The sequence below is a fragment of the Pseudoflavitalea rhizosphaerae genome (genome assembly GCF_003991355.1).
Taxonomy (GTDB): domain Bacteria; phylum Bacteroidota; class Bacteroidia; order Chitinophagales; family Chitinophagaceae; genus Pseudobacter; species Pseudobacter rhizosphaerae.
Map to the genome: position 1 here is coordinate 70308 of NZ_RCSU01000008.1, position 22137 is coordinate 92444.

Below are 22137 nucleotides of genomic sequence, written 5' to 3' on the forward strand. Positions count from 1 at the left end.
ATTTTAGAAAGCAGTGGTCAAATTGAAGGTGAAATTCCTGGCGAATGGGTAAGACAGGCCGCGTTCCACCTGGATGGAACTGATCCTGGCCAGGTTGTTCACCTGGAAGCCCACGCGTGTGTTCTGCAATCTCCATTTTGCTGTGATCCTGTTGGGGATGATATAGGAAAGAGAGATGCTTTCCAGGTCGAGGAAATTATTGGTCTGTACAAAACGCGAAGTGGCATTGGTGGCAGTGGTTACTGTATTGCCATTGATATCCCTGAGCCCTTTGAAGAAAGTGACATCGCCGGGGTTGATCCATCTTCCCAGTAATACGCGTTCGTCTACGTTGTACCTGATATCTGCATTCTCCACGCGGTCTGCCAATGTTTGGTTGTACAGTTTTCCACCGAGCTGGTAGCTGCCGTATACACTGAGCTGAAGCCCTTTGTAACTGAATTGTGTGCCCAGGTTGCCGCTGATGGTGGCCAGTGCGTCGCCTACAATCACTTTGTCGGCCGCATTCCAGTTATAAGTGAGTTCTCCGCTCCTGGTGATATACACTTCTTTACCGTTGCTGGGATCGATACCTGCTGAACGAACGGCCCAGATGGCATTCACACTTTGTCCTTCTTCAAACCTCAGCTGTGGTTTGGTTTGCAGTGTTCCTGTAGTGGCATCGTTCTTTTCGTTCATTGTGCGCAGTGAGTTGGAGATCTCCTTGATCTCATTCTTGTTGTGAATGGCGTTCACCATCACATTCCAGAAGATGGATTGTTTGTCTTTTTTGATGATGAAAGCCGTGAGGGTGCCTTCAACGCCAGTATTGAGCAGTTTGCCTATATTCTCCTTGTAGGCTCCTACGCCAAGTGAGGGCGGAGTGGTGATGTCCAGCAACAAATCGTTTGTAGTTTCCCGGTAGGCGTCCAGGCGGAGCACGATCCTTTCATTCCACATGGTGATATCTGCACCGATGTTTTGTTTCAGTGTCTGCTGCCATTTGAGCGCTTCGTTACCATAAGTGATCAGGCTGGCGCCGAACATGCCGAGATACTCCTGCGAAGTATTGTAGGAATAAGTGCTTTTTGCCATAGACGGCGGATATTGCTGGCTGCCGGTTGTTCCCAGTCCTGCACGCAGTTTGAACCTGTTCACGAGCCTGCTTTTCACCAGTTGCTGCATGAAGGATTCTTCGTGGAGGTTCCAGCCAAGACCAACGGCCCAGAAAGGCGCCATTCGGTTGTCTGATCCGAATTGTGAAGAGCCGTCCATATTCAGTGAGAAGTCCATCAGGAAGCGTCGGTCATAGGTATAGTTCACACTGGAGAAGGTGCTCATCCGGCGTATGATATTGCTTTGGCCGGTTGGACGGCTATTGGAAAGGTATTCCCTGCCGAAATAGATCTCATCAAAGGTATTGTTGGGGAACCCGCGCACCACTACGGCTGTGGCATTGCTGTTTTGTTGTGCAGCTGAAGCGCCAAGCGTGGCAAAGAATAGGCTCTTGCCGAAGCTCTTGCTGTAGTCAAACACCAGGCTTGCTTCATAGTTGAAGAAGTTACTGTTGTTGCGCGTGTAGGATCCCCTGTTCAGGTATTCGGTTGAATTGAAATCTGTGATACTCACAAAGCTGGTATGGTCTGCCGGAAGGAAGATATCTCCCTGGTCCTGTTGTTGTGTAAGACCGAGTTTGCCCGTGAGCCTGAGACCTCCGCGGAACCTGTATTCCAGGTAAGTGTTATTGTTGAATCCAAAATATTTGGAACGGTTGGTAGTGCCGAGCGTGGCGTCGTACATTGGATTGGCCACATTGGTAATGCCTGCATAGCCCGGAACGGTGAGTACTTCCAAAACTTTCTGCACATTGCCATCTGAATCGTATGGACTCCAGTACGAATTGAGTTTGGAATAAGTTGAGAAATCGCCCCAGGGTGAATTATTTGAGCGATTGCCCGTTATCGTTAGCTGGTTTCGCACCAGGATATTTCCCTTTCGGTAACTCAGGTTCATGCCGCCTTCATAGGTATCACGATTGGAACCTTTCATTACACCTTTGTTGCTGGTGTAACCGAAACTCACACTATAACGGATATGCGAATCGCCACCTTCTGCAAAGATCGAATGTTTTTGTCCAACCCCCGTTTGCAGGGGCTGTGAAAGCCAGTATGTATTTGTGCCCTTTTCTACTGCAGCCCTTCTTTCAGCATACAGCTGGTCCCAGTGGTACTGGTATTCGGGCCTGCTTGCGGAGGCAGTGTACAATCCTCCAATCTTTTCAGCTTCCAGTTTGCTACGGGCATCGAGGAGTTTGTATGAAGTGAGATCAGGACCTGTGATCTGGATATTGTTGCTGTAGGTAACCGTGAGTTTGCCGGGTTGTGGTTGTTTTGTTTCTACTACTATCACCCCGTTGGCCGCGCGAGAGCCATAAGCCGAAGTAGCAACTGCATCCTTGAGGATGGTCATCTGGGCAATACGGTTGATATCGAGGTCATAGATCTTTTGCAGGCTCACTTCAAATCCGTCCAGGATAAAGAGCGGCATGCTGGGATTGCTTTGCCAGGCAGCCGTGAAATCTGCGCCTGATGCGGGAATGCCAGCATCTCCCTGTACCGGGAAATTGTTGGTGCCGCGGAGGCTCAGCTGTGGCAGCCTGTTGGGATCGGAACCGAATTGCAGGTTATCGGGCACACGCATGGCGGGATCGAATACTTTTAACGCATCGAAAACACTCATGGCATTCACGTTGCGGAGCTTGTCGCCGGAAACGGTGGTAGCCACGCCGGTGAAATTCTCAACAGGACGTTTGAACAGACCGGTGGTGACCACCACTTCATCGATATTGTCGGCCGCTGCACGAAGGACAATTGTACCAATGTCAGCACGGCCATTGATCTTCACTTCTCTTTTTTCAAATCCGATGCTGGAAATAACCAGCGCCCCGTCTCCGGGAATATCGCTCAGCGAAAAGATCCCCTGCGCATTGGAGGCTGTTCCTTTTTTAGCGCCTTTTAGTGTGATGGTGGCGCCTTCCACCGGTTTACCGGAATCGTCCACTATTTTTCCTTTGACGGAAATATTGTTATTGTCGGAAATGGATAAAGCGGGATTGATGATCAGCCTGCGTGGCCGGATGATCACTGTTTTTTCCGTGATCTCATATTCCAGTGGCAGTGAGCGGAAGCAGATGTTCAGTGCTTCCGTTAGCGTGGTTTTCCTAAAATCTACGTCCAGCGCGGGTTGCTGGCGTATCAGCTGCAGGTCGTACACAAAGTAGTAGCCTGTTTGTTTCTTGAATGCGCCGATCACTTCCTTCAGGGAAGCATTGCGCATTTTCATGGTCACCTGTTGAGAGTACCCGTTGGCAGATACCTGCAGACAGGCGCTGAGCAATAAGATCGCAGTAAACTTCATGATCAGAACCGTTTTGGATTGTAAGAGCCGCTGCCTTCTTTTTGCGGCTTTACAATAAGCAGTTAAATACATACTTTTGTACAGTTTTGGGTTATACAATACAGTTCCGGCAAGCCTTTAAAAGCCTGCTGGTCTCAATTCCAACAAATTGAAAATTGGTAACTCAATACTCGCCGGGAGTGGCTCCAACACTTCCGGTTTTTTTTGCTCCAATAAAAGATTAAGGCTTAACGATAACTTTCTCTCCTTCTATACTGAAATTGACGGAACCCGTTCTTTCCAGGATAGCGAGAACTTCCGAGAGTTTTTTCGATCTGGCAATGGTAGCCACCAGCATGCGGTTCTCAGTACCGCCCTGGTAATCCACTTCGTTGATATTGTACCAGCGCTGCAATTGGCGCATTATATCTTTGATATTACCGTAGAGTTCAAAGCGACCTTCTTTCCAGGCCGTTATTTCAGATACGTCCACTTCCTTCATCTTCAGGGCTGCATTGGCTGTAAAGCCCTGCTGGCCAGGTTTCAGGGTGATGGCCTGCTGACCGTAAACCATTTTTACCGTCCCTTCCGCCAGGGTGGTGCTGATGGCCGGTTCATTCACATAGGCATTCACGTTAAAGGAGGTCCCCAATACTTCCACGCTTGTGCTGTTGTTCATTTTTACAATGAACGGATGGGCAGCATCCTTCGCAACTTCGAAGAACACTTCTCCTGTCATTTCCACTTTTCTGTCAGGGCCGCTGAATGCAGTGGGAAAATGCAATGAAGAGCCGGCATTCAGCCAGGCGCGTGTTCCATCAGGTAAGTTAAGCTGAATCTGCCGGCCCCTGGGCGTGCTCACGGTATTGAAACCCCGGGCAGCTACAGGAAGATCGTTTACGTTGTATTGCAAGGTGCCGTTACTGAGGATGAGCTCTGCACCTTTTTCCTGCGCTACCGTTCCATTGGGCATGCTATCGAGCAATACTTTCCTTCCATCGGCCAGTACCAGGATAGCGCCGTCCTTACCGGGCTCCAGGTCGTTGCCGGTTTTCGATGCGGTGATGGTAACATTTTTTTTGTCCGCCGGATGCTGGCTGAACCATAACCAGGCCCCTGCCGCTACCAATACTGCAATGGCGGCGGCTGCCATCCATCTTTTATTCATTGATCTGATAGTTGCTTTCTGTTTCTCAGGAGTTGCATTGATCTGTTGCAACAACCGTTGAAGGCTACGCGCTTTCAGAGCAGCATTGCCTGTATCATTGAAGGCTTTTTCAGCAGCCAGCGCATCGATGGCCTGTTCCAGCAGTTGCTGATTGCCGGGTTCCTGCAATTGCTGCATGAAACCGGAATGCTGCTCTGCACTGAGTCCGTCAGTAAGATAGCCTGTAAGTAAGCTCAGAAAAGATGTTGAATGTTGGTTCATAGGTTGATGATTCAGCCTGTCTGTAAGCTACCACGTAAAAAAAGTCAGGTACACCCGTCTGTTTTTCTATTTTTTTTGAAAAAGTTTTACCGCTTCAGAACTATCCATGCCAGCCAGGCCATCAGGCCATGTTGGTAAAGGGTTATCCGGAGGTGGTTGAGGACCTGGGTAATGGTGTTGGATACGGTTTTTTTGGAAAGGCCGAGCTGCTCAGCGATCTCTTCATGGGAGAGGCCGTTATCGCGGCTCAGGGAGAATATCTGTTGTTGTCTTTCCGTCAATTCGCTCAGCGCCTTCTGTATAATGGAGGCAGTGTCTGCATCGGAAACAGAAAAGAACTGCTGCAGATGCACGCTGTTGTCTGATACATATTGCGCGTGTTTCTTTTGCCGCTGCGCCAGTTGCCGGAGATAATTGATGATCTCGTTACGGACCATCACCATAAAATAAGGAGTAAAATCTTTGATGGCGGGAAGACTGCTCCGCTTCACCCAAAGCTTCAGGAATACATCCTGTACCACATCCTCGGCCTGGTCAGGTGACTTCAAAAAGGCCAGGGCAAGCCCATAACATTCATCCCAGTATTGATGGTGCAGGGAGGCGAAAGCTTCCTGGTCGCCTGCAGCAATACGGTTTAGCAATTCCTGACTGGTATGTAGTAATTCAGCTGGCATGGGCAATTGTAAAAATAGAAAAATAAACCGGATGCAGGGGGCGGGGTATGAAAAACGGCTGATAAAACATACCGGCGCTTTGGGGGGATATTGAGGGTTTGATTGGAGAGATGGAGCTTTTGTAGTATAGATGGGCTGTTGAGCTTATGTTTTAAAGGCCGGTTTTCATACCCCGCCCCCTGCATTACCCCCCGCAGGTGCGGGTACGTTAATGATTGGGTAAAAATGCGCATGATCCGCACCGTAAGCAAGCTGGAACGGGGTACTGTTGGCGTTCGCGAAATTGATTCAGACGGAGAAGTTAAATGTGCCACAGGGCTTTACAGGGGCAGCAGAACGTCAGGCTGAAGGGGGGGAATTATGTAATATAGATATTCTTGCCCTTGTACCGCTATTTTGATGTTTGAACAATTAGCTGTTGGATTTTGTTAGCTCTGTACTAAATCACGAATTATGGAAATAGGCATCAGTACTTTTGTTGAGCGCACTCCTGATCCATCCACAGGCATTACCATTTCACCACAGCAAAGGCTGGCCGATCTGCTGGAAGAAGCTGTGATGCTGGAACAGGTGGGATTGGATGTTTTTGCTGTAGGCGAACACCATCGCCCGGATTTTGTTGCCTCCTCTCCTGCCGTGATCCTAGCCGCCATTGCGGCGAAAACGAAAAAGATAAAACTGAGCAGTGCAGTCACAGTACTCAGTTCAGATGATCCTGTACGTGTGTTCCAGGATTTTGCCACGCTTGATCTGCTCTCGGTGGGCCGTGCAGAGATCATGGCTGGTCGCGGTTCCTTCATCGAATCCTTTCCCCTCTTCGGTTATGATCTCGACGATTATGATGAGCTCTTTTCTGAAAAACTGGAATTACTGGTCCAGCTCACCAAATCGGAAAAGATCAACTGGCAGGGTAAGCATCGCCCTGCGATCCATAACCTGGGTATTTACCCGCGCCCCTACCAGCAGGAACTGCCTGTATGGGTGGCAGTGGGCGGTACTCCCCAATCTGTGGTCCGTGCTGCGAAATATGGACTGCCACTGGCTTTGGCCATTATCGGCGGAAGCCCCGATCATTTTGTGCCGCTGGTGAAATTGTATAAAGAAGAATATGAGAAAGCCGGACATGATCCTGCAAAAATGCAGATCGGTGTTCACTCACATGGATACATAGCCGATAGTTCCGACCAGGCCGCGTTGGAATTCTATCCTCCTTACCAGCATGTAATGACGCAGCTCGGAAAGGAACGCGGATGGCCTCCCATGAGCCCGCAACAATACCAGGCATTACGCACTAAGAAAGGCGCATTGCTGGTAGGAGATCCCAATGAAGTAACGGATAAGATCTTACACTATCACGAATTGTTCGGGCTTACACGATTCCTCCTTCATATCAGTGTAGGCACATTGCCGCATAAACAGGTGATGCATGCCATCGAACTGCTTGGCACTAAAGTGGCGCCTGCAGTGAATAAGCATTTGGGACAATAATTTCAGTGTAGAAATATGAATGCCTCACTGGTTTCCGGTGAGGTATTCTTTGTTATATGATTAATCCCTGTTAAGTGTGAAGCTGAATTCGCTGTTACCTGGCAAAGGCCTCCGTTGATTGTCGAGTATGAATAGAACGTATTCACCGCCTATGAGCAGATCCAGTGGTGGCGTAGTGTTGTTGATTATGAGCGAAAGGATATTTCCCTGTTTCGTTTTATCGATTTCCCATTTTCCCTGAATGCGTTCTCCTGAAATGTTGGTTTGACGCATGATGAATCCGGCAGGTTCGAGGGTTACTGGATCACGCTTCAGGGTCAGGACCCATTTCATTTTCCAGCATTCTTTGCTTACCTTCCAGTTCATTTGTTGTGCAATCTCCTGGCAGGGTGTTCTTCCGGTGAACTCAATGGTTGTTGCAGTATCATTATCCTTATTGAGAAAGCTTGAATGAATAGGTATGTTGGTGCTGGTAACTAAAGGATGCGCTCTGCAGAGAGTGTAACTCCATCCGGCGTTGCCCTGCATTAATTCCCATTTTACATTTAAGAGATGAAAAACATTTTCGTCGATTTTTCGCAATGAGAATTGGGCCTGATTGCCCATAAAGTGAATGATCGATCCATTGTGCTCATATCGTCCTTTTATTATTCTCTTCTCTCCTCCATCGATGAAATCCTGGGTGTTGGGTTTGCTCAAACCATAGCGAAGGATCAGAACGAAGTTTCCTGTTTCTTTTGAATTGGGTTGCAATCGGAGGTCCCAGCGCATGAAGTGGATACTGCTGGCGGTATCGATGCCCATGATTGTTTTAATAGTTGCGTCACCGGGAGTGCTGCCGATGAACTGAAAGGAATTGCTGCTGTTTTTTTCAGAACAGGATGAAGATGGCTGCATACAACCTCCTGCGAACCAGATCAAAAGGATCAGACGTTTCATGTGAGGCTATTGATGATGAATGGTAGATGTGAATAAGAGTAGTTTTCTGCGGGTTCCTGAATTTACAAAAAAATGTACTACAGTTCTGTTAACCATTTCCAAAGAACTTTCATCATTTGTAGATGCTATTCCACTGAACTAATGATTGGAATGCTGGTATGATATTTTTGACCGTTGAATTAAAGCGATGCTTTATGAAAACGTCTGTACAAAACGATAATAAAATGGCAGAGGTCATGCATAAGATGATGCAGGAAATGAACAATGCCTCCCTGCACGGTGATCCGGATAATCATTTTGCCCGGATGATGCAGCTTCATCACTCGGGAGTTCTCAATATGGGTAACCTTGTTTTGGAACATAACGGAGATCCTGCAATGACCGAAATGGTGAAAACAATAATGCAAAAACAGAAAGAAGAGATTGCTGCATTGCAATTGTTTCTCAACAACAACCGCCCCATGCCGCATACAGAACATGCCGGATTCAATACGGAAATGAAAAAAGTAATGGACAAAATGGACCTTCTTGCAGAGCAGGAAAGTCTTACAGGTGATCCCGATCAGGATTTCGCCATGCTGATGGTCCACCACCATCAGGCCGCCATAGAAATGGCCAGCCTGGTTATTGTGCATGGCGCAGATGCTGACATCAAAAAGTTGGCCGGCATGATCAAAACAGACAAGGAAGCCGAGATACAATGGCTTCAGAAATGGTTGAATGAACGCAGGGGCATCCATTGACCCGGTTTCCTTTATTCCACAATTCTGAAAACTTCTCCATAATTATATAACAGCTTGTTTACGCAGCACCCTATTTTTGTGTTGCATGAAACAATTCCTGGTTTTCATACTGGCTTTCATTTACCTGGGCAGTTCAGCGGGCGCCACGGTGCACCTGCATTATTGCAAAGGCCAGCTGGTGGATATCCGGGTGGGAGAAAAGGAGAAGGGTTCATGCAGCGGTTGTAAAGCCCCCAAAAAAGCTGCAAAGCCCTGCATGAAGAGCTGCTGCAAGGATGAGCACCGGATGCTGAAATTGGAAAAAGACCATCAGCAGGCAGGAGAAGTACAGTTCAAATTCGCTCAAGCTTTCTTTCATATCCTTCCTGTTTCTTACATTGTAATGCCTGATATATTTCTAAAAAGCAGTGCAGAGGTGCTTCCCAAAACGCATGCGCCTCCATTGTTCAGCTCGCTTCGGTTGCATATTCAACATTGTCATTTCCGCGTTTGATACCCGCCTCTCCGGCAGGTAATTTTAGATACAGCATTTTGTAGCATTTCCTCCTGCCCCGCTACGCTGTGATCAGTTTTTCATTATTCTACTTTTTCATTTTTACAGGCATCATGCGTTGATGGTTGTTCTGTCTGCATGTTGTGTTGTACTGAAAACTGTCAGTATGGTACATCGTATTATTGAATGGTCTCTCAGGAACCGTTATATCGTTCTGTTGCTGGCCGTTATCCTTTTTATCTGGGGATTTTTTGCCATGAAGAAAAACCCGGTGGATGCTATTCCCGATCTTTCTGAAAACCAGGTCATCGTATTTACAGAATGGATGGGTCGTGGCCCGCAATTGATCGAAGACCAGATCACCTATCCACTTGTAACCAATTTGCAGGGGCTTCCCAAAATCAAATATGTGCGCGGATCTTCCATGTTCGGCATGAGCTTTATCTACGTGATCTTTCATGATGATGTGGATGTTTACTGGGCCCGCGAGCGGGTGCTGGAAAGACTCAGCACTGTTACCCGCTCCCTGCCCACCGGCGTTACGCCTCAGCTGGGACCGGATGGCACCGGCGTTGGGCATATCCTCTGGTATACACTCGACGCTCCGGAAATGGACCTGGGCGAACAAAGGGCCCTCCAGGACTGGTACGTGAAATTTGCGTTGCAGAATGTGGATGGCGTAAGCGAGATCGCGAGTTTCGGCGGCTTCCAGAAACAATACCAGGTAACACTGGATCCCAACAAACTGCTATACTATCGATTATCAATAACCGAAGTTCTGAACGCCATCCGGGCCAATAACAATGAATCCGGCGGGAGGAAATTTGAGTTGAGCGATATCGGGTATATCATCAAGACCTCCGGCTATTTACAGTCGATGCAAGAGATCGGGAATATCCCAGTCAAAAACCAGAACAGTATTCCTGTACGTGTCTCAGATCTCGGAACGGTTCAGATGACGGGTGAAACACGTCTCGGGATCTTCGACCAGGATGGCGAAGGCGAACGCGTAGGCGGCATCGTGGTAATGCGTTATGGCGAGAATGCGGCCGCCGTGATCAACAGTGTGAAAGAGAAAATGAAAGAAGTGGCGAAAGGCTTTCCCGAAAAAGTGACATTCGATATCGTGTATGACCGCGGTGAACTGATTTCGGAATCGGTGGAATCCATCAAGCGCACCCTGCTGGAGGAAATGCTGGTTGTGTCTATTGTAGTGATCGTATTCCTGTTCCACTGGAGGAGCGCACTCAGCATCATCATTCAGATCCCCATTACATTGGCGGCCAGTTTCATTCTGCTCAATGCATTTGGTATCAGTTCCAATATCATGAGCCTTACCGGCATTGCGCTGGCCATCGGGGTGATTGTAGACAATGGCATCATCATGAGCGAGAATGCCTATAAGCATCTCGCGGAACGATATGCCTTATGGCAGGAAAAACAAAAAAATGAACAACTATGAGCTGGTTCAGCAAAAAGATAAAAAAGGAAAAATGGATCACCGATGCAGAGCGCCTGAAAGTGGTGGAAGGCGCCAGCAAGCAGGTGAGCCGCGGCGTTTTCTTCGCTACTGTGATCATCATCACTTCCTTTCTCCCCGTTTTCATGCTCACGGGACAGGAAGGCAAACTCTTCCACCCGCTGGCATGGACCAAGACCTTCATCATGATAGTTGATGCTATACTGGTGATCACACTTGCGCCGGTGCTCATCTCTTTTTTCATGAAAGGGAAATTCAGGCCGGACAATGCCAACCCCGTAACACGCGTACTGGAAAAAATCTATGAACCCATCATCAAAACGGTGCTGAAATGGCGAAAGACCACCCTGGCCATTAACCTGGCTGCACTGGTGATCACCATTCCATTGCTCAGAAGTCTCGGCAGCGAATTTATGCCGCCACTGGATGAACAAAGTATTCTCTTCATGCCTGTGACACTGCCTGATGTATCTAACGGTGAAGCAAAACGGATTTTGCAGGTGCAGGATAAAATCATTCGCACCGTACCGGAAGTTGACAAAGTACTGGGCAAGGCGGGCCGCGCCAATACAGCTACGGATAATTCTCCCATCAGCATGATCGAGACTATTATCATGCTCAAACCGAAAGACAAATGGCGCGAAGGCATCACCAAAAAAGATATCATCAACGAGCTGGATGCAAAACTGCAAATACCGGGAGTGGTGAATGGATGGACGCAGCCCATCATCAACCGCATCAATATGCTGGCTACCGGCATCAGAACGGATGTGGGTGTAAAAGTGTACGGGCAAAACCTGGATACCATCGCCGCAGTCTCTGAACGTGTGCGTCAATCGCTGGAGGGAACACCCGGCATTGCCGATCTGTATGTGGAACCCGTTACAGGTGGAAAATATCTCAGCATCAATGTGAAGCGTGATCAGCTGGCGAGATACGATCTTTCAGTGGATGACGTGAACCAGGCTGTGGAAACAACGCTGGGCGGAGCTCCTGTGGCGCAGACGATCGAAGGACGTCAGCGGTTCTCCATCAACGTAAGGCTGGCGCAGGAATACAGGAACAGCCCCGAACGCATCAAACGCATACCGTTGATGTCCCCCTCCATGGGTGAAGTGCCGCTGTCTGCCGTAGCGGATGTGGTATTCGAAGACGGCCCACCCATGATCACTTCCGAAAATGCCATGCTCCGCGGCGCTGTGCTCTTCAATGTACGCGACCGTGACCTCGGCAGCACCGTAAAAGAAGCCGTTGAAAAAATGAACAACGCGAAAGGAATTTTACCGCAGGGATATTTCCTGGAATGGAGCGGGCAATATGAAAACCTGATCCGCGGCCAGCAGACCCTGCTCTGGATTGCACCCGTAGTATTGCTGATCATTTTCTTCTCGCTCTATTTCGCCTTCCATTCTTTGCGTGAAGCCTTTCTTAGCCTGATCACAGTGCCATTTGCATTGATCGGCGGGGCTTACATGATCTGGTTCTGGGATGTTAATCTATCCGTGGCGGTTGCCGTAGGTTTTATTGCCCTGTTCGGTATTGCAGTGGAAACAGGTATCGTGATGGTAATTTATCTCAACGATGCTATGGCCCAACTGGTAAAGGAAAAAGGAAATGCTGAGGCCACCATCACCAGGGAGGACCTTAAGAAATATGTGATCCGTGGCGCCGCCAAAAGATTGCGGCCGAAACTGATGACCGTCTGTGTGTCCCTGTTCGGTCTTATCCCGGTACTCTGGGCAACCGGCGTTGGTACAGATGTGATGAAACCTATTGTATTGCCGATGATCGGCGGCGTACTTACCAGCTCAACGCATATCCTGCTGGTAACGCCGCTCATCTTCCTGATGACCAAAGAATATGAATTACGCAAATACGGTAAAATAGAAATACATGAAACGGCTCACTAAAATATTCGCATATACATTGTTGTTGCTGCCTGCCCTAACGCAGGGGCAGCCAACACCTGTGCTGGGCCTCGACAGTATTCTGCAACGAATAGACCGGAACAATATCCTGTTGCAGTCCTACGAACTGAAGGCGCAAAGCTATCGCTACAGCGCTGAAGCCAGTACAGCCTGGATGGCGCCCATGGCAGGGATCGGCACCTTCATGACGCCTTATCCGGGACAAAAGCTCATGGATGACCGTGACAAAGGCAATCTCATGTTGCAAATAGAACAGGATATACCCAATCCCGCCAAACAACGCGCAAAGAAGCAGTATATAGCTTCACAGGGAGCAGTGGAAAGGGCCAACAGGGCCATCACGCTGAACGAAATGAAAGCACAGGCAAAGCGGCTTTACTTCAACTGGCTCATTGCAAGGGAGAGGATAAAAGTGCTGGAAGAAAATGAAAGCATCATGCTTACCATGAAGAAAATTGAAGAAGTGCGATATCCCTACAATCAGTCGCTTGCCGGCAACGTGTTTAAAGCGGAATCGAAAATAGAGGAAAACAGAAATATGGTAAGAATGCAAAACGGAACTATCGCCAAAGCTCGCAGCTGGCTTAACAGCCTGATGAATGCGAAAGGCAACAGCCAGTTCGATATCGATACCACGTACCAGCCGGTATTCACGCCTGCAGCCAGTTACGATACGGCATCACTTGCAATGCAAAGGAAAGACATCCTTAAAATGAACGAAACCATCCGCAGCATGCAACTGAATGTGGAAAGCATGAAGCTGGACAGGAAGCCTGATTTCCGCATTCGCTTCGATCATATGAGCCCTCTGGCGAAAATGATGCCACAGGCCTACAGTATCATGGGCATGATAAGTATTCCCATTGCACCATGGAGTGCAAAAATGTACAGGAATGAAGTAAAGGCAATGCAACTCAGCATTCAGGGAATGGAAAAAGAAAAGGCAGCAATGTTGCAGGAAACACAGGGCATGCTATATGGTATGCTATATGAACTGCGCACCATGCAACAACGCATTGAAGGTATGGAGAAAAAGATCATACCTGCCCTGCAACGCACCATGGACCTGAACTTCCTCTCCTACCAGGAAAACAAGATGAATCTTGGTAATGTGATAGACTCCTGGGAAGCCGTGACCATGATGCAGATGAATGTACTGGACGAAAAATTAAAGTTGTACGAAATGATAGTTGATTATGAAAAACAGTTATATCGTTAGTGTCATCGCAGTAGTGTTGTTTTTCATTTCCTGTAAAGAGAAAACAGCACCGGCGCATAGCGGTGGACATAAGGAAGCAGGCATCGGTAATGATGTGAAGCAGCTCGCACAACCCGCAAACCAGCAGGTGATAGCCTCTATCCCTGTTGTGAAAGGTATTCCCGGAAGCCGGATCATTTCCAATGAAATATATGGAATAGTGAATTATGATACAAGGCATCAGACCAGTATCAGCAGCCGTGTATCAGGAAGAGTTGAAAGATTGCTGATAAAATACAATTACCAGCCGGTAAAAAAAGGGGAACTGATCATGGAGCTCTACTCTCCTGACCTCGCAGCGGCTCAACAAGAGCTGCTCTACCTGGCTGGCACAAACGATGCGGCCATGTTGCAGCGGGCCAAAGAGAAACTGCAACTGGCAGGCATGCTGCCGGCACAGATCGCTGATGTGCTGCGAAGCGGAAAGATATTATACCGCGTGCCTGTGTTCAGTCCGGCAAGTGGCTATATCCTTGAAAAAACGACTGTTGCTCCGGTTGTGAATTCGCCGAAAACTGCTGCACCTGCAGGTGAAGCTATGTCCGGAATGGGAGGAACAAGTACTTCTGTTAATAGTTTTACCGCCAACGCACCTGCTGCAACTCCTGTACTGCTGCGTGAAGGACAATACGTTACTGCGGGACAAAGCATTTTCACGATTTATCAATCAGGGCAGTTGCTGGCTGAATTTGCCTTTCCTCCTGAAATGGCTGCAAAGATCAGAAATGGACAGCCGCTGCTTTTCTGGAGAAATGAAAACAAAACAGATATGTTCTCCGGGAAGATTGGATTGATAGAACCTGTATTCCGTAATGGTGAAAATTTTACGCTGGCCCGTGTTTATCTTAACCAGCAAGGGTTTCAGGCTGGAGGATTACTGACAGCTTCTGTGCCCGTTGTGTACAGGAACAGTTGGTGGTTGCCTATGGAGGCGGTTTGGATGCAAGGTCAGCAGGCTATTGTTTTCATAAGGGAGAACAATGTGTTCAATCCAGTGCAGATCAAAACAGGCATAAAAGATAAAGAATGGGTTCAGGTATTGTCTGATCTCAGTGGCCGGGAAATAGCAGCCAACGCTTATTTCCTGGTAGACAGTGAAAGTTTTATCAAAGTATATCAAATACTTCAATAACAGTTATGGAAAGAAAACAATTTGTGAAGTTGATGTCATTTGCCGCACTGCTGCCGGCTGCATTCCTGGCTGCCTGTGGAGAAACAACAAAAAAGGAAAACGATATAATTGCTGCCGTGGCGCAAACCTACACCTGCCCCATGCATCCGCAGATTGTACAGAATAAGATGGGCACCTGCCCTATCTGTGGTATGGACCTGGTATTATTCGATAAGAACAATAAAGAGGCCAATATTACACTTAGTGAGAGTCAGATCGCCCTGGCTAATATCACTACCATGGCCGCAGGCAGCGCAGCCATGAATAATTCGAAAACATTAAATGGCCGCATCGTAACCAATCCTGAACAAACCAAGTTCATGAGCAGCCGCGTGGCAGGAAGAGTGGAAAACCTTTATGTACGCGAAACCGGCGTGAAAGTGGAAAAAGGAAAACTGTTATACCGGATCTATTCCGAAGAATTATCCGCACTTCAGCAGGAATACCTGATGGCTGTAGCGCAGGCTAAGCAGTTCCCCGGCAATACCAGATTTAGTGAGATCGAAAAAGCGGCGAAGCAGAAACTCAAACTCTATGATCAGTCCGATGCGCAGCTGGCAGCCTTGCTGCAATCCGGCAAAGCGGACCCTTACGTGAACTATTACGCTACCGGCAACGGTTTGGTGGCGGAGCTGTCTGTAACAGAGGGACAATATGTATCCCAGGGAAGTCCTGTGATGCGGCTGGAAGGTTATGGAAAATTATGGGTGGAAGCCGATCTATATCCGGCAGAAGCATTGTTGGTTCGTACAGGCCAGACTGTTATAGTGGTAGTGCCGGGATATGAGCAGGACCCGCAGCGTATGGTCATCAATTTTATCAGTCCTGCTTTGCAGAGCGGCAGCCAGCTGATGCAGGTGCGCGGCGAGATAGCCAATCCCGGAAACCGCTGGCAGCCCGGTCTTCAGGCTAATGTGATCTTACCTGTTCAGGGGAATAGTAATGCACTCAATTTGCCGGCAGATGCAGTGATCCGCAACGGGAAGGGCGCGCATGTATGGATACAGACCGGCAAAGGAAAATTTGAACCGAGGCGGGTGAAAACAGGAATAGAGAATGCAGACCGTGTGGAGATCCTGGAAGGTATCGCTTCCGGGGATACCGTGGTGGTAACCGGCGCTTATCTCCTGTACAGTGAATTCATCCTGAAGAAAGGCGCCGATCCAATGGCAGCGCACAATCATTGATAAATCATTTTAAACAATAAAAACAAGATCATGAAAACACAGATTCTGACAGCATTCGCACTGATGGCGCTGCTCACATTCGCAGCCTGCGGAAATTCAGGAGATCGGGGGAAAACTGAACAAACGGACAGCACTGATCATTCAGGGCACGATCATGCAAAAGCGGCGCCTGCTTCAGAAACTACAGCTGTTGCACAGGTCAGGGATGATATGCTGAATGCAGTTTATCAGCAATACGCATCTCTCTCCAAAGCCCTGGTAGAAAGTGATATGAGAAAAGCTAAGATTGCCGCCAATGCCATCGAAACCGGCGCAAAGGAATTGAAGGATGCAGATGCTGTGGGTAAATCTGCTGCAAAGATTGCAGGTGCAAAAGACATAGAAACGCAAAGGGCGGCATTCTCCGATCTTAGTAACCAGCTGATCAACATGGTGAAAAAAGCCGGCATGGGCAGCGGGGAATTGTATGTAGATTTTTGTCCTATGGCATTGAACGATAAAGGCGCTTACTGGATAAGTGGAATCAAGGAAATCAGGAATCCTTATTTCGGTGATAAGATGCTGAGCTGTGGCGAGCTGAAAGAGACTATTCAATAAGCCATTGCAGTTGCTGAACAAACGATCATAAGCAGCTATTTGTGTACGCGATACGGGTCATGTGACGATGAATTTTTACCTTTGCAGCTTCAAAGAACCGAAAGTATGGTTGAAGTTCCGGTCAGTGAATCCGCCAGGAAGGCCCGTATCGCAATAGCTGTTTTCTTTTTTCTTTCAGGTTTTGGTTTTGCCACCTGGGCCTCCCGTATTCCCGGACTGCAGCAGAAACTGCACCTGAATGAAGCGGAGCTGGGTGCGGTGCTCTTTGCAATGCCCGCAGGACTGATGGCTACGCTTCCGCTCACCGGATTCCTGCTGCGCAGGTTCAGCAGCCGTTACATCATGCTGGCAGGCGCACTCATGTTCAATACCATGATGTGCCTGATCGGGCAGGTAACAGAGACCTGGCAGTTCGCTACCGTACTGTTCTTCTTCGGTTCTTCGCGCAACCTCATGAATATCTCGGCCAATGCCCAGTCGATTGCTGTGCAGGCATTATTTCCGAAATCCATTATTGCATCTTTACATGGTATCTGGAGCATCGCAGGTTTTCTGGCTGCCGCGCTTGGAGCGCTGATGGTGAACTGGGGCGTGCTGCCCCACTGGCATTTTGCCGCTGTGAGTATTGCGCTCTCCACGCTTGCATTAGTCTATTTCAGGGATACAGTTCAGCAACTACCGGCTGCGCATGAACGAAAACAGAGTTTTGCTTTGCCGCAACGCTCCATGCTGGCTTATGGTTTCATCTGCTTCGCCTGCATGGCCTGCGAAGGAACGATGTATGACTGGAGCGCCATCTACCTGAAAAAAGCGGTGGGTACTTCCAGGGAAGTGGCTACTGCCGGATATGCCGCGTACATGGTGGCGATGACGCTCGGCCGTTTTCTCGGCGACAAAGTGGCCAATGCCGTTGGAGTCAAAACACTGCTTCGATATTGTGGTATCATGATGTTCACCGGTCTCTTGATGGCTGCTGTTCTTCCCTGGACCATCACTACTTATTTCAGTTTTATCCTTATTGGTTTTGGCGTGAGCTGTGTGGTGCCGATGGTTTTCAGTTTGGCCGGAAAGGTAAAGAATATGAGCGGCGGCCCTGCCATTGCTGCTGTGTCCACCGTTGGATATTTCGGATTTCTCATTGTGCCGCCGGTGGTGGGATTCATTGCGGAAGCATTCAGCCTGCAATGGTCTTTTGCATTGATGAGCCTGCTGGGTGTACTGATCATCTGGCTGGTGCCTAAGATGAAAGAGCAATAATGGTAAGTGCAGAACACTTCAAAATAAAATCTTTCGCATTATTAATTTCGTATATTTGAGTACGACTCTCTCCGGTAGTTATTTCTGTATTACATTTTTATCCCTTCCCCACACCTGTTGTGCCTGCAATGAAGATTTTTGTACAGGTAAACCAATACGCGTGTGCTGACAAAAATTTGCTCATTAGTAGTGCTGGGCAATAAGATGGGTTGTAGTCAATGCGGATACTGCGCACCAGTGGAGTGAGTGATTTTCCCGCATTTCTAACTCACCCGGTCAGCCAACCGGACGGGCACACTGGCAATCGCAGCAACCTGTGTTCCAGCTTCTGTCGCAAAATGAACAGTATTCGTCGCGTTCATACCCCTTTAATGCAGTCGAAATCATTCAATTTTATGTTCATAAAACGAATGATCATGCAAATCATAGCAAGAACCGAGGCCACCACCGTTTATTGTAATACTGCAGCCTCTTTCCCGGACGGCGTGCTCAAAGCGCATCAGATCCTACACCAGATCTATCCTTCCTCCGAGGGCAGGCAATTCTTTGGCATTTCCCGTCCGGTGAACGGTGAAATTGAATACAAAGCCGCCGTGAGCCTTGCTCCCGGCGAGCAGCCGGTTACGGACAGGTTTGAACGGTTCGTGATCAAAAAAGGACTCTTCCTCAGCAGCACGATCCATAATTTCATGGAAAATATCCCTTCCATTCAGAAAACCTTTGAACACCTTGTGAAAGACCCGCGTGTAGACCACGATGGTTATTGCCTGGAAGAATATCCTGATGAAAAGGATATGATCTGCATGGTTACCCTGGATGATGATAAAGTGCAAGACCTGCACCGGAAAGAACTGGCAAAGGATTATGGAACACTGTACGAAAATCTTTTGTCCACTATTCTATCATTCAAGGAAAAGGATTACAACAGGCGTCCTTTAAATGGCGGCTGGAGCCCTGCGCAGGTAGTGGACCATATCATTCAGGCAACTGGTGGATTGCCTGATCAGTATACCATGGATACAGACCGGCTATATTCCGAAAAAGACGAACTGACCCGTTCCGTTTTCCTGAATTTCGATACAAAAATGCAGTCGCCCGATTTCCTTCAACCCGAAGTAAGGGACTATAACAGGGATGAACAGGTGAAAACCATCGAGGGGATCCGGGACCAGCATATGCTGTCTATCCGTGATAAGGACCTCTTTGCTATTTGCCTGGATTTTGAAATGCCGGTCTGGGGAACCCTTACCCGCTATGAATGGCTGAAGTTCATCGGCTATCATACCACCCGTCATATCCATCAATTGAAGAAGATCCACAATGCTGCATGATATTTTTCGTTATAAATGCATTAAACCATAAAGGCTGATTCCAGTCGGATAGGACAATAAAATGCAATTATGACGAAATATCAACTGCTGCTGGCGATTCCATTATTTCTGATCTTCTCCTGTAAAAAAGATAAAAGCGGCGATGATGGAAACCCTCCCGACTCTGCCGCTTTGTATTTTCCAACTGTTTCAGGAACGGAATGGCAAACCAGCAGCGCCGCTTCTCTGAAATGGGATCAGCCGGCCATCGATGAGTTGTACACCTACCTGGATGCAAAAAATACAAAAGCTTTCATCGTTTTAAAAAATGGAAAAATAGTATTGGAGAAATATTTCGGCAGCTTCACCCAGAACTCGGACTGGTACTGGGCTTCTGCCGGCAAAACAATGACGGCCTTTCTAACGGGCATTGCACAGGAAGAAGGATTACTCAGGCTCTCCGACAAAACATCAAAGTACCTCGGCACGGGCTGGACATCGCTTACCACTGCTGAAGAAGACCTCATAACCATTCGACATCAGCTAACCATGACCACCGGGCTGGATGATGGCGTAGCCGAAAGTGACTGTACCTCGCCTGAATGTTTAATACGCAAGGCCGATGCAGGCGCCCGCTGGGCCTATCACAATGCGCCCTATACGCTGATGGATAAAGTGATCGAAGCTGCCACCGGCAAAACTTTTCAAAATTATTTCCAGCAGAAAATAAGGGACAGGATCGGCATGAAGGGCATCTGGTTGAAAAGCGGATACAACAATGTGTATGGAAGCGATGCCAGAAGCATGGCTCGCTTTGGATTGCTGTTGCTCAACAAAGGAAAATGGGGTGACGTGGAGATACTGAAAGACCAGGAATTCTTCAATGCCCAGATCAACAGTTCACAGCAGCTCAATCCATCTTATGGTTATCTTACCTGGCTGAATGGAAAAACGAAATACATGCTTCCCACATTACAAGTGGTTTTCAATGGGCCTCTGACTCCTAATGCGCCATCCGATATGTATTGTGCTCTCGGCAAGAACGATCAGAAGATCTACGTGGTCCCTTCTCAAAAACTGGTAGTGATCAGGATGGGTGAATCTGCCGGGAATGTACAGCTGGCGGCCTCCAGCTTCGACAATGAATTGTGGGGCAAACTCAAATCTGTGATCGGCTTTTGATGCTTTTTTAGAAAAAACTGAACCCTGACGGACATTGATTGTTTAAATAGGTATGAGCTCAGATCTACATTATCAGTTGGATAATCCTGCCTGGTATGCATTGACAGGTCCGCAGCAATCCTTTGCAACAGGAAATGGAAAAGTAAAAAAATATAAAACGAATAACCTTCCGTTTGCAGCTTACGATCATCAGCATACGGATCAACTGCCATTGCTGGACCAGCAACTGCAATCCGGGGAAATATTCTTTCTCATAGGTAGCATCCCAACCCTTCCTTCAAACTGGAGCATCCTGGCAGAACTCCCCTGCCTGCAAATGATCAATCATACACCCATTGCTACCCTTCCGGGTGCACCGGAAATTTTACCATTGGGTGAAGGCCAGAAGCAGGACATGATTGACCTGGTGCAAAGGGTGCAGCCCGGCTATTTTGCGCCTGACACCTATCAACTGGGCAGTTATTTCGGTATCTGGCAGGATGGCAAGCTGGTAGCCATGGCCGGAGTGCGTATGCGCGTGAACGGTATGAACGAGATCAGCGCCATTTGCACAGATCCCGGCTATACTGGTCGCAAATATGCGCAGCATCTGATCATCAAAATCTGCAATGCAAATCACAGCAAAGGCATCATTCCATTTTTACATGTTCTGGATACCAATGAACGCGCTGTAAAACTCTATGAGTTCATGGGATTTGAAACAAGAAGGACTATCTCTTTCTGGAAATTGCAAAAGAACTAATGGCTTCTTCTTTCCCATTTTTCTATCGTAATAGTGTGCCATAGCGTATCTTGCAGGAGTGAACGCCATTGAAAGCATCAGGAACCTGTATATCCCCATTCAGCCGACGGTTAAGCAGTCCGCTGACAATGTCGCCTACCTGGAATTCCTTCCCCACCCTTCGCTTCAGCAGTATATTTACTGCTATTGGGAGTTGAAAACATTGGCTCCATTGAATGAGGATTTCATTTATCGTGTGGTGGCGGATGGATGTATAGATATTTATTTTGAACTCGGAAACCCTGCAAATAACTGGGTGATGGGATTCTGCAAAAAATATACAGAGTTTCCGATAGGTAATCAGTTCCATTATGTTGGTGTCAGGTTTCTTCCAACCATGTTCCCGCAATTATTCCGCGTGGATGCATCCACGTTAAGTAACAGGTATGAACAATTGAAAGCTGTTGTTCCTGGAACGGCCGGATTTATTGCCAGTCGATTTCACGCTGGTATGAACGTTACAGAGATGTCTTCGTTGTTCGATAATTGGTTTGCGAAAGTGATCTCGTCTGCTCAGTTTGATGAGGATAACAGGCTGTATGAGGCCATCGGCATTATTTTGCAGCAGTCCGGCGTATTGAATTTGGAAGCAGATCTGAAAACGGGGGTAAGTCCTCGTCAGCTGCGCCGGTTGTTTGAATTCTATATTGGCGATACGCCAAAGACCTTCAGCAAAGTAGTACGCTTTCAGAATATCCTTCGCGCCAAACCAAGTACGCAGAGCCTTCGCCGTAACAAACTTTTCTTTGATGTGGGATATTATGATCAGGCTCATTTCATTAAGGAGTTCAGGAACTTCTATGGCGTTACGCCTTCGAAGGCTTTTGGAAGGTAGAATGTCCGTT

The 22137-nt window shown here is 47.9% G+C and carries 18 protein-coding genes; 14 read left to right on the forward strand and 4 right to left on the reverse strand.

Features of this window, described 5'->3' with window-relative positions; genetic code table 11:
* Positions 1-3 precede the first annotated feature (3 nt).
* The 3 genes from D9Y29_RS14915 to D9Y29_RS14925 all read right to left on the reverse strand — a co-directional run bounded on the left by D9Y29_RS14915 (position 4) and on the right by D9Y29_RS14925 (position 5478).
* On the reverse strand, positions 4-3396 hold the full coding sequence (locus D9Y29_RS14915; RefSeq protein ID WP_127129542.1) for a SusC/RagA family TonB-linked outer membrane protein: 3393 nt from the start codon (positions 3394-3396) through the stop codon (positions 4-6).
* A gap of 220 nt (positions 3397-3616) precedes the next feature.
* Complete coding sequence (locus D9Y29_RS14920) at positions 3617-4804, reverse strand: FecR family protein (protein WP_127129544.1); 1188 nt, start codon at positions 4802-4804, stop codon at positions 3617-3619.
* Positions 4805-4890: 86 nt separating this feature from the next.
* Entirely contained in the window at positions 4891-5478 is a 588-nt protein-coding gene (locus D9Y29_RS14925; protein WP_127129546.1) for an RNA polymerase sigma factor, read from the reverse strand.
* A gap of 453 nt (positions 5479-5931) precedes the next feature.
* Here D9Y29_RS14925 and D9Y29_RS14930 point away from each other — a divergent pair, with 453 nt between their 5' ends.
* Positions 5932-6966: an LLM class flavin-dependent oxidoreductase gene (locus tag D9Y29_RS14930; protein ID WP_127129548.1), complete on the forward strand. Its 1035-nt coding sequence runs from the start codon at positions 5932-5934 to the stop codon at positions 6964-6966.
* 60 nt (positions 6967-7026) lie between these two features.
* Here D9Y29_RS14930 and D9Y29_RS14935 read toward each other — a convergent pair whose 3' ends face one another.
* Positions 7027-7905 carry a hypothetical protein gene (locus D9Y29_RS14935; RefSeq protein WP_127129550.1) on the reverse strand — a complete coding sequence of 293 codons (879 nt, stop codon included), beginning with the start codon at positions 7903-7905 and terminating at the stop codon, positions 7027-7029.
* A gap of 194 nt (positions 7906-8099) precedes the next feature.
* On the opposite strand from D9Y29_RS14935, the gene D9Y29_RS14940 reads away from it, so the two are divergent.
* From D9Y29_RS14940 to D9Y29_RS15000, 13 genes are all read left to right on the forward strand, one after another.
* Positions 8100-8648, forward strand: a complete 549-nt coding sequence (locus tag D9Y29_RS14940; RefSeq protein WP_164735416.1) for a DUF305 domain-containing protein — start codon at positions 8100-8102, stop codon at positions 8646-8648.
* Positions 8649-8733: 85 nt separating this feature from the next.
* Entirely contained in the window at positions 8734-9141 is a 408-nt protein-coding gene (locus D9Y29_RS14945) for an HYC_CC_PP family protein (protein ID WP_127129555.1), read from the forward strand.
* 166 nt (positions 9142-9307) lie between these two features.
* Entirely contained in the window at positions 9308-10603 is a 1296-nt protein-coding gene (locus D9Y29_RS26915; protein WP_127129557.1) for an efflux RND transporter permease subunit, read from the forward strand.
* Entirely contained in the window at positions 10600-12531 is a 1932-nt protein-coding gene (locus D9Y29_RS26920) for an efflux RND transporter permease subunit (RefSeq protein ID WP_127129559.1), read from the forward strand. Before D9Y29_RS26915 ends, D9Y29_RS26920 begins: the two co-directional genes overlap by 4 nt.
* Positions 12515-13768: a TolC family protein gene (locus D9Y29_RS14960; RefSeq protein ID WP_127129561.1), complete on the forward strand. Its 1254-nt coding sequence runs from the start codon at positions 12515-12517 to the stop codon at positions 13766-13768. The genes D9Y29_RS26920 and D9Y29_RS14960 overlap by 17 nt, the downstream gene beginning before the upstream one ends.
* The gene (locus tag D9Y29_RS14965; RefSeq protein ID WP_127129563.1) at positions 13746-14939 is read left to right on the forward strand and encodes an efflux RND transporter periplasmic adaptor subunit; all 1194 of its coding nucleotides are present in this window, start codon (positions 13746-13748) and stop codon (positions 14937-14939) included. Before D9Y29_RS14960 ends, D9Y29_RS14965 begins: the two co-directional genes overlap by 23 nt.
* 5 nt (positions 14940-14944) lie before the next feature.
* Positions 14945-16165: an efflux RND transporter periplasmic adaptor subunit gene (locus D9Y29_RS14970; protein WP_127129565.1), complete on the forward strand. Its 1221-nt coding sequence runs from the start codon at positions 14945-14947 to the stop codon at positions 16163-16165.
* Between the two features lie 30 nt (positions 16166-16195).
* Entirely contained in the window at positions 16196-16762 is a 567-nt protein-coding gene (locus D9Y29_RS14975; protein ID WP_127129567.1) for a DUF3347 domain-containing protein, read from the forward strand.
* A gap of 105 nt (positions 16763-16867) precedes the next feature.
* Complete coding sequence (locus tag D9Y29_RS14980; protein WP_127129569.1) at positions 16868-18019, forward strand: MFS transporter; 1152 nt, start codon at positions 16868-16870, stop codon at positions 18017-18019.
* 416 nt (positions 18020-18435) lie between these two features.
* Entirely contained in the window at positions 18436-19350 is a 915-nt protein-coding gene (locus tag D9Y29_RS14985) for a DinB family protein (protein ID WP_164735417.1), read from the forward strand.
* Positions 19351-19419: 69 nt separating this feature from the next.
* Positions 19420-20511, forward strand: a complete 1092-nt coding sequence (locus D9Y29_RS14990) for a serine hydrolase domain-containing protein (protein WP_127129573.1) — start codon at positions 19420-19422, stop codon at positions 20509-20511.
* A gap of 52 nt (positions 20512-20563) precedes the next feature.
* Entirely contained in the window at positions 20564-21253 is a 690-nt protein-coding gene (locus D9Y29_RS14995; protein WP_127129575.1) for a GNAT family N-acetyltransferase, read from the forward strand.
* Positions 21254-21311: 58 nt separating this feature from the next.
* Positions 21312-22127 (forward strand): AraC family transcriptional regulator, encoded by an 816-nt coding sequence (locus D9Y29_RS15000; RefSeq protein WP_241237949.1) that lies wholly within the window; start codon positions 21312-21314, stop codon positions 22125-22127.
* The last annotated feature ends 10 nt before the right edge of the window (positions 22128-22137 follow it).

Excerpts from the sequence above, each read along its gene's own strand:
- D9Y29_RS14990 (WP_127129573.1), top strand. The coding sequence starts at position 19,420 with ATGACGAAATATCAACTGCTGCTGGCGATTCCATTATTTCTGATCTTC.
- D9Y29_RS14920 (WP_127129544.1), bottom strand. The coding sequence starts at position 4,804 with ATGAACCAACATTCAACATCTTTTCTGAGCTTACTTACAGGCTATCTT.
- D9Y29_RS14995 (WP_127129575.1), top strand. The coding sequence starts at position 20,564 with ATGAGCTCAGATCTACATTATCAGTTGGATAATCCTGCCTGGTATGCA.
- D9Y29_RS14930 (WP_127129548.1), top strand. The coding sequence starts at position 5,932 with ATGGAAATAGGCATCAGTACTTTTGTTGAGCGCACTCCTGATCCATCC.
- D9Y29_RS14925 (WP_127129546.1), bottom strand. The coding sequence starts at position 5,478 with ATGCCAGCTGAATTACTACATACCAGTCAGGAATTGCTAAACCGTATT.
- D9Y29_RS14975 (WP_127129567.1), top strand. The coding sequence starts at position 16,196 with ATGAAAACACAGATTCTGACAGCATTCGCACTGATGGCGCTGCTCACA.
- D9Y29_RS14945 (WP_127129555.1), top strand. The coding sequence starts at position 8,734 with ATGAAACAATTCCTGGTTTTCATACTGGCTTTCATTTACCTGGGCAGT.
- D9Y29_RS26920 (WP_127129559.1), top strand. The coding sequence starts at position 10,600 with ATGAGCTGGTTCAGCAAAAAGATAAAAAAGGAAAAATGGATCACCGAT.
- D9Y29_RS14915 (WP_127129542.1), bottom strand. The coding sequence starts at position 3,396 with ATGAAGTTTACTGCGATCTTATTGCTCAGCGCCTGTCTGCAGGTATCT.
- D9Y29_RS14940 (WP_164735416.1), top strand. The coding sequence starts at position 8,100 with ATGAAAACGTCTGTACAAAACGATAATAAAATGGCAGAGGTCATGCAT.
- D9Y29_RS14985 (WP_164735417.1), top strand. The coding sequence starts at position 18,436 with ATGCAAATCATAGCAAGAACCGAGGCCACCACCGTTTATTGTAATACT.
- D9Y29_RS14935 (WP_127129550.1), bottom strand. The coding sequence starts at position 7,905 with ATGAAACGTCTGATCCTTTTGATCTGGTTCGCAGGAGGTTGTATGCAG.
- D9Y29_RS14965 (WP_127129563.1), top strand. The coding sequence starts at position 13,746 with ATGAAAAACAGTTATATCGTTAGTGTCATCGCAGTAGTGTTGTTTTTC.
- D9Y29_RS26915 (WP_127129557.1), top strand. The coding sequence starts at position 9,308 with ATGGTACATCGTATTATTGAATGGTCTCTCAGGAACCGTTATATCGTT.
- D9Y29_RS14960 (WP_127129561.1), top strand. The coding sequence starts at position 12,515 with ATGAAACGGCTCACTAAAATATTCGCATATACATTGTTGTTGCTGCCT.
- D9Y29_RS14970 (WP_127129565.1), top strand. The coding sequence starts at position 14,945 with ATGGAAAGAAAACAATTTGTGAAGTTGATGTCATTTGCCGCACTGCTG.
- D9Y29_RS14980 (WP_127129569.1), top strand. The coding sequence starts at position 16,868 with ATGGTTGAAGTTCCGGTCAGTGAATCCGCCAGGAAGGCCCGTATCGCA.